This is a genomic window from Actinacidiphila oryziradicis (assembly GCF_005047355.1).
GTDB lineage: Bacteria > Actinomycetota > Actinomycetes > Streptomycetales > Streptomycetaceae > Actinacidiphila > Actinacidiphila oryziradicis.
Genome location: NZ_SUMC01000210.1, coordinates 1 through 6,522 on the forward strand (window position 1 = coordinate 1; position 6,522 = coordinate 6,522).

A 6,522-nucleotide genomic window follows, 5' to 3' on the forward strand; every position below is an offset into this window, starting at 1 on the left:
CGCACTGGTCGACGCGGGCATTGATGCGCCACCTGAAGCGCACCGAGGGTATTTCGGTGTCGTGGCACTACATCGCGCGGGTATGGCGCGAGGAGAAACTCCAGCCGCACCGTTCGGGGACCTTCAACGCCAAGACCGGCAGCGAGACCGTCCGGTCGATCCGGGTCCTGCCGCCCGGCGGCGGCCAGACCCTGCAGACCGAAACGCCCCCGGAGTCGGCGCCACCGGTGGAGCCGGGCCCGGTCCGCACCCGGGCGACCGCGTCAGCCGGCTACCGCGAGGCCCTGGCCGCGTTCCAGGCGACCAAGCCGGACAGTCCGGCGAAGCCGACGATCCGGGCGGCGGTCGAACGGCAGGACCAGGCACTGCGCAGCAAGCGCGAACCGGAGAGCCGGCGTTCACCGACGGCCAAGCCGTCCGTGAGCAGCTGATCGCCCGGGCGGCGGCCGATGACGACAGCCGGGCTCGCGCCCTGTGCAGGGCGCGGCAGGAAAAGGCCGGACGTCTGCCCGAGGTCACCCGTGTCTTCAATCGCACCGCCTAACGATCTGCGGGACCAGCTGGGCGGTGAACGCCGTCTCCGGTTCGCGCTTGCTGCGGTCTGATCGAGTTCGGGGCATCAGGCGAGGATCGCCTTGAGCTGCTGTGCCCTGTCGTCGCCGAGGTTGTCGGGGTGGCGGGTGAGCCAGCTTGTCACGTCCCGCACCGACGGGGGCCTGCGCGGCGGATCCGCGCGAAGTCACCCACGGACCGAGGGCTGATGATCGTGTTGGCCACCGGTTGGGGGAGCGGTGTCTACCGTGCGGGTTTGGTGGCGGTGGGTGAGCAGCTGGTAGCCGACCAGCACGACCAGTACAGCGAGCAAAGCGGCGGAGGTGATAGTGGTTCCGACGCCGAGTCCACCCTGCGCGACGGGTTTCTCGACCGCGTTCTCCGCGACTGCCCCGAGTGGGCGGGTCAGCACATAGGCCGCCCAGAACAGCACCGTGCCCGAGATGGGGGTCCAATAGTGTGCGGCGAGGATCAGCAGCATCGCCCCGGACAGCAGCAGAGCGCTGTCGCGGAAGCCGATGTCCAGACCGTTGGACAGGAAATCACCGCTGGAGGTGCCCAGGGTGTTGGACACCAGTGTCGCGGTCCAGTACAGGACCTCGCCCTTGGTGGTGGCGATCCGTTCCACGTCCATGGTCTGCCCGGTCACCCGCCACCCGATCAGCACGATCAGCAGCAGGGTGGTCAGCACGATCGCGCCGCCGGCGTAGCCCAGCCCGGCGGTGCGGTTCATGAAATCCGACATCGCGGTGCCCACGATGCTGGTCGCCAGGATCACCGACCAGAACACCGCCGGCCGGAACCGGTCGACCTTTAGCTGCATCGTCAGGGTGAGCGCGAACGCCACCAAGAAGATGATCGCGCAGGTGGCGTAGCCGAGGTTCAGCGGCGCCATCGAGACGAAATTCGATGCCGACTCACCCAACGTGGTTGCCACGATCTTGATCGTCCAGAACAACGCACCGACCATCGGCAACTTGCTCACAGGAACCTTGCTCACCGAAGCTCCCATCCTCACCACCACGAGAGCTGCCAGCTCCTTCGTGGCGGACCGCAGACGTTGCCCACGCGTTCCAATGACTCCCCTCGGAGGGCGCTTAATCCCGGTTCATCTCACTGATCCACCCGACAGGGTGATGGCCAACGAGCGTGCGGCGTGTCACCGTGCCGTCGGGCAGGTCTTCAAGGGGATCGGGGGGAGTCGCGGGTTGGGAGGGGTGTGGCGACGTCACGCCGAGCAGGTTGTCCAAGACCCCGCCGGTGGGAGATCCGTCCGGGTTCGTCCCCTGGGCCGGTGGCGGCACCTGGGTGAGATTGGCGAACCATTTCCCTGGCTGAAGGTGAACGGGCTCGGCTGGTCGCCGGAGTGTTCGAAGGTGACCTTCATCGGCTGGTTCCACGTCTCGATGAGCTCTCTGGCAGTGATGCGGATCGTGCCGTTGGCGGAGTCATCGATGTCCGGGGCTCGGAGAGTGACTTTTCCGAACAGCTGGTGCCCGGCTTCCATCTCAAAGCGGAGAGTCTGGTAGCAAGCCGCTGACCAGCAGCGCTTGACAGGAGGGGCCGCGGGCGCTGTTCGACCGGGCGGTGACGTGGCTGCTGCGTAACCGGGTGCTGATGCCGGGGCTCACTCAGCTGGCCCGGCTGGTCGGTGAGGTCCGTACCGGCGAGCCCGCGGTGCCGCCTCACCCGGAGAGCGGCGAGGCGGCGGTCCGGAAGGTTTCCGGACCGCCGCCAGGAGTGCTCTCGGTTCAGAGGGCGATGGACTTGGGTTCGAGGTACTGGGACAGTCCGGCGGCGCCGAATTCGCGGCCGATGCCGCTGGCCTTGTAGCCTCCGAAGGGGGTGTCGAAGCTGCTCACTGCGCCATTGACGGAGAAGGTGCCGGTGCGGATCCGGCGGGCGACGGCCATACCGCGCTCAGGATCGCCGGTCCACACGCCGCCGCTGAGGCCGTACGGGGAGTCGTTGGCGATCCGCACCGCGTCCTGGTCGTCCTCGTAGGGGATGACGACCAGGACCGGGCCGAAGATTTCTTCCTGGGCGATGCGCATGGAGTTGTCGACGTCGGCGGAGACGGTGGGCTTCACGTAGTTGCCGTTCTCCAGCCCGGCGGGGGTCTCGGGGCCTCCGGTGACCAGGCGGGCGCCTTCTTCGATGCCGGCGGTGATGTAGGACTGGACCCGTTCTTGCTGGCCCGGACGGACCATCGGGCCGATGAAGGTGTCAGGCGAGGCGGGGTCGCCCACGGTCAGGCTCTCGGCCAGGGCTGCGACGGCGGTGACACGTAGCGGCTGCGGGGGGCCAGGATGCGGGTATGGGCGATGCAGGCTTCGCTGTTGTTGCCGAACGAGAAGAACCGGAGACCGGCCGTGACCGCGTCCAGGTCGGCGTCGTCCAGGATGACGGAGGCGGACTTGCCGCCCAGCTCCAGGCTGACGCGCTTGAGCTGCTCGCCCGCGATCGAAGCGATTCGGCGCCCGGCCGCGGTCGAGCCGGTGAAGGCGATCTTGTCGACGCCGGGGTGGGAGACGAGATACTCACTGGTCGCCCGGCCTGCGGGCAGAATGGAGATGACCCCCACTTTTGTCACCGAGATGAGTCAGGGCCGCGGCCGGGCCCGCCGCACGGGCTCGGCAGCGTGCAAGCAGGCCGCCCACCGTCGCCGCCAGGCCGAGCAGGTCGCCCAGCTCCGCGCGGTGGCAGCGCGGCCCGCGCCCACCGCCACCTCGCGGACACCGGAACCGGTGGAGCTCCCCGTCCCCGATGACGGCCCCGCCGGACGCATCCGCGCCGTCGGCGTGCGGACACGGCCTACCGGAGACCGGCTTTCGTCCAACTGGTCGACCCCACCGACCCGAACATCGTGCTGGCCCTCCCACGGCGGCGGCCGCGAGCGCGGCGTCGTCACCAGGCCGACATCGACCAGCACGGACAGCTGCAGAGCTTGCTCGATGCCCTCCGCCCACGCCTCGACCCTCGAAGGGGTCACCGGATGAGGGCGCGCAGGACGGGGACGGTGCCGCCGACGCTGGTCATTCCGGCAATGACGGCAGCGGCGGAACCTCTCCCCGATCGGCCGCATGGCTGGGGTGGGCCGTGCAGCCGTCGTCAACTGGCGCCGCCGTCACGATGACTTCCCCGAGCCCGTCGGCGGCACCGGGACCAGCCCCACCTTTCCCCGCGCCGCCGCCGGCAGTGGCTGCGCGACCACGGCAAGATCCGTCAGCCCCCGCCGTCGACTGGTGCCGCTGGCGAACGGCGGGACCCGGGGCTGCTGCCCCGCCCTGTCGGGGCGAGGGGCCTCCTCCTGGCGGTGTGTCAGCAGATACTGTCCGTGGGCTTGGGGTTGTGGAGGCCGAACAGCGGGCGGAGCCGGAGGCCGACCCAGGTACCGGCCAGCGCGGCCACCCCCCAGACCCAGCCCGAGAGGCTGCCGGAGGCGATCCCGGCGAGGTAGGCTCCGATGTTGCAGCCGTTGGCCAAGCGGGCGCCGATGCCCAGCAGGATGCCGCCGAGCAGCCCGGCCACCGCGGTCCGCCATGGGATGCGGCGGTGGAGCGTCCACGCGCCGCCCGCGGCCGCCGCGACCGCGGCGCCGACCATGATGCCGATGTCGGTGAGGCTGTTCTTGTCAGTCAGCACCGGCCCCGACAGGCTGGCCGCCGAAGTGGGCTGCCGCCAGAACGCCCAGTTCTCCGGGTGGCCGCCGAGCGCCTGCACGATCTTGGCCCCCCACAGCCCGAACGCGCTGGTCACGCCCCACGCGCCGCCTGAGACCAGCAGCACGCCCGCGCCCAGCACTGCCAGCACCACGGCCCCGACCCACAACGGCCACGAGCCGCGCACGATGCGCAGCACACCGCGGGCGGTGGGTACTGCGTCGACCGGCGGCGGGTTGCGTCGGCGCTGCACGGCCAGCGAGACGGCAACGACCGCGGCGAGCGCCACGATGGTGATTGCCCAGGACCCGGCCCAGCCAACGTGGTCGGACAGCAGGAACGGCTGGAAGGCCGGCAAGTTGTCGACCAGGGAGTACTGCCAGGTGTACAGGGTGGAGCCGATCACGAATCCGGCGAGGGTGATCAGGATCGACGTCTGCCCGGAGCCGACCGCGAAGAGGGTGCCCGAGGCGCAGGCGCCACCCAGTTGCATGCCCACGCCGAAGAGGAAGGCGCCCAGCAGCAGGCTGACCCCCAGCGGCCCGGCGGAGGAGGCCGGCTTGCTGCCGAACAGTCCTGTCCCAGTGCCAATGATCAGGGCGAACAGCGTCGCGCTCGTGCCCAGCAGCAGCGCGTGGGCGCGCAGCCCGGTGCCATTGCCGACGCCCACCAGTTGCCGCCAGGCGCCGGTGAAGCCGAAGCGTGAGTGGAAGAGTGTGAAGCCCAGACCGCTGCCGAGCAGCAGCAGGACGCCGGGCTTGGCGCCGTGCGCGGCGAATACCGACACGGCCAGAGTGGCCAGCACGATCAGGGCGAGGACCAGCGGTATTCGGTTGATCGGCGGGGCGGTCGGCGCGGCGGGCGCGGGCGTGATGGTCCGGCCGGCCAGCGGCGCGGCGCGCCGGGTCAGCAGGGTGTTGAGAGCCATGCGGGAGTTCTCCCAGGGATCGAGTCAGTACGGAGCGCGGTGGACGGCAGGCGGTGACGGGCAAGCTCGATGTGAGGTCAACAGCTGCTGGCTGTGATGCGGAGGAAGTCCACGGCGCGCCGGCTCACCAGGAGGAGGGTTCCGCGGTACATCGGCCTCTTCCTCCCTGTGCATCGGCATCGCTGTACTGGATCGTTGGAATACAAAGCCATTGGCGATGGACGGGGCAAACCCGTCTCACGTTCTGGCCACCCTCAGCCCACGCAGGTAGTACCCAGCCGGCCAGGAGACGTGGGCGGTACGACGGTCCAGGCCGCAGATGGTGGTGGCGAGCAGCACGAGCGTGCTCTATGACAGCGACGGCGCTCTGCTCGGCCAGGGCAGCGTCCACGGCACGGACACGGTCTCCTGGGAACGCCGCCGATTCCGCGACAATCGCGAGGTCCTCGTGGGCCTGGCGCTGCTGCTCTCCCACCACACCACGGCCGGGTCGACGCGGCTGCTCCCGGGGGCGAGTCGGTTGCCAAGAGGACATCGCATGTCGGTATGGAGGGACGTGATGGCCTTGCTGCCGCATGTCTCTGTCGGCGTGGTGGCCGCGTTGACGCTTGCTGCGCTTGCACCAGGTCGTCAAGGTACCGGGCCAGCGCCCGGGATCCGGGCACGTACCGGGCGTGCGACTCGATCACGTGCCGCGGAGTCTTGAGCCGCTCCAGGTGGCGCGCGCAGCCGCGGCGCATCGAGTGCCCGGAGAACCGCTGCAGGGACCGCCGCAGCGACCGCCGGCGACGGCGCCTGTCGGCGGCGATCACCTCGCGCTCGGCGTCGTCGGCGGCCGCCGCGAGCTCGGCGCGTTCATCGAGGGTGGACAACAGCGCCCGCTCGTCCCGGTCAGTCCGCGCACCAGCCCGGCCGCGGCCGCGCAGTCGCGCACCAGGTTGCGCACCGTCCGCGACCCGATCGCCCCGGCCCGGTGCTGGGCTGACGGCCCGCGCACCGGCCGGTGCCGCCGAGCCGGCCGTGACGGTCGATCCGCCGCAGCAGCGGCCCGGTGTGGTGCTGGTCGTGCGCTTCCAACACCGCCCGCCAGGCCCGCCAGGCCGCCACCGGGTACGCCGGATCATCCTGCGCGGTGATCCGCACGACGTCCGTGCTCCGCCCGTACGGGTCGGTCTTGGTGAGCCGCAACGTCACTTCCAGCGCCGCGCTCCGGGTGCGGCAGGTTGCTCGACGCCCGCCCACTGTCGTACAGAGGGCGGGCGCCGTGCGGCGGTTGCGGGGTGGTCAGCAGTAGTGCCAGTAGCGGCAGTAGTGCCAGTTCGCGGAGCGGATGTGACGGCGGAGTCGCGGTCCTAGGTGCCGTACGCCGGTGCCGTGGCG

Annotated in this window: 4 protein-coding genes and 3 pseudogenes; 3 read left to right on the top strand and 4 right to left on the bottom strand. The window is 70.4% G+C overall.

What is annotated here, in order from left to right:
• Positions 1-431: pseudogene (locus FCI23_RS59005) on the top strand (hypothetical protein); the annotation flags it as partial.
• Positions 432-739: 308 nt separating this feature from the next.
• Here the strand turns inward: FCI23_RS59005 and FCI23_RS53320 are convergent.
• Positions 740-1,552: a COG4705 family protein gene (locus tag FCI23_RS53320; RefSeq protein ID WP_211265880.1), complete on the bottom strand. Its 813-nt coding sequence runs from the start codon at positions 1,550-1,552 to the stop codon at positions 740-742.
• Positions 1,553-2,121: 569 nt separating this feature from the next.
• Here FCI23_RS53320 and FCI23_RS64490 point away from each other — a divergent pair.
• A pseudogene (locus tag FCI23_RS64490) lies at positions 2,122-2,385 on the top strand (hypothetical protein); the annotation flags it as partial.
• On the opposite strand, the pseudogene FCI23_RS53330 reads toward FCI23_RS64490, so the two are convergent.
• Positions 2,304-3,133, bottom strand: a pseudogene (locus tag FCI23_RS53330) (aldehyde dehydrogenase family protein); the annotation flags it as partial. The pseudogenes FCI23_RS64490 and FCI23_RS53330 overlap by 82 nt on opposite strands.
• Here FCI23_RS53330 and FCI23_RS53335 point away from each other — a divergent pair.
• Positions 3,126-3,551, top strand: coding sequence for a hypothetical protein (locus tag FCI23_RS53335; protein WP_136731349.1), 426 nt, complete (start codon positions 3,126-3,128; stop codon positions 3,549-3,551). The pseudogene FCI23_RS53330 and the gene FCI23_RS53335 sit on opposite strands and share 8 nt — an antisense overlap.
• Before the next feature lie 322 nt (positions 3,552-3,873).
• Here the strand turns inward: FCI23_RS53335 and FCI23_RS53340 are convergent, their stop codons facing one another.
• Together FCI23_RS53340 and FCI23_RS53350 are read right to left on the bottom strand one after the other, a co-directional pair.
• A complete protein-coding gene (locus FCI23_RS53340; RefSeq protein WP_136731351.1) occupies positions 3,874-5,142 on the bottom strand; it encodes a YeeE/YedE family protein in 1,269 nt (422 codons plus the stop codon).
• Between the two features lie 891 nt (positions 5,143-6,033).
• On the bottom strand, positions 6,034-6,330 hold the full coding sequence (locus tag FCI23_RS53350; protein ID WP_211265881.1) for a site-specific integrase: 297 nt from the start codon (positions 6,328-6,330) through the stop codon (positions 6,034-6,036).
• Between the last annotated feature and the right edge of the window lie 192 nt (positions 6,331-6,522).

Coding starts and splice junctions, on each gene's coding strand:
- FCI23_RS53340 (WP_136731351.1), bottom strand. CDS start 5,142: ATGGCTCTCAACACCCTGCTGACCCGGCGCGCCGCGCCGCTGGCCGGC.
- FCI23_RS53335 (WP_136731349.1), top strand. CDS start 3,126: ATGACCCCCACTTTTGTCACCGAGATGAGTCAGGGCCGCGGCCGGGCC.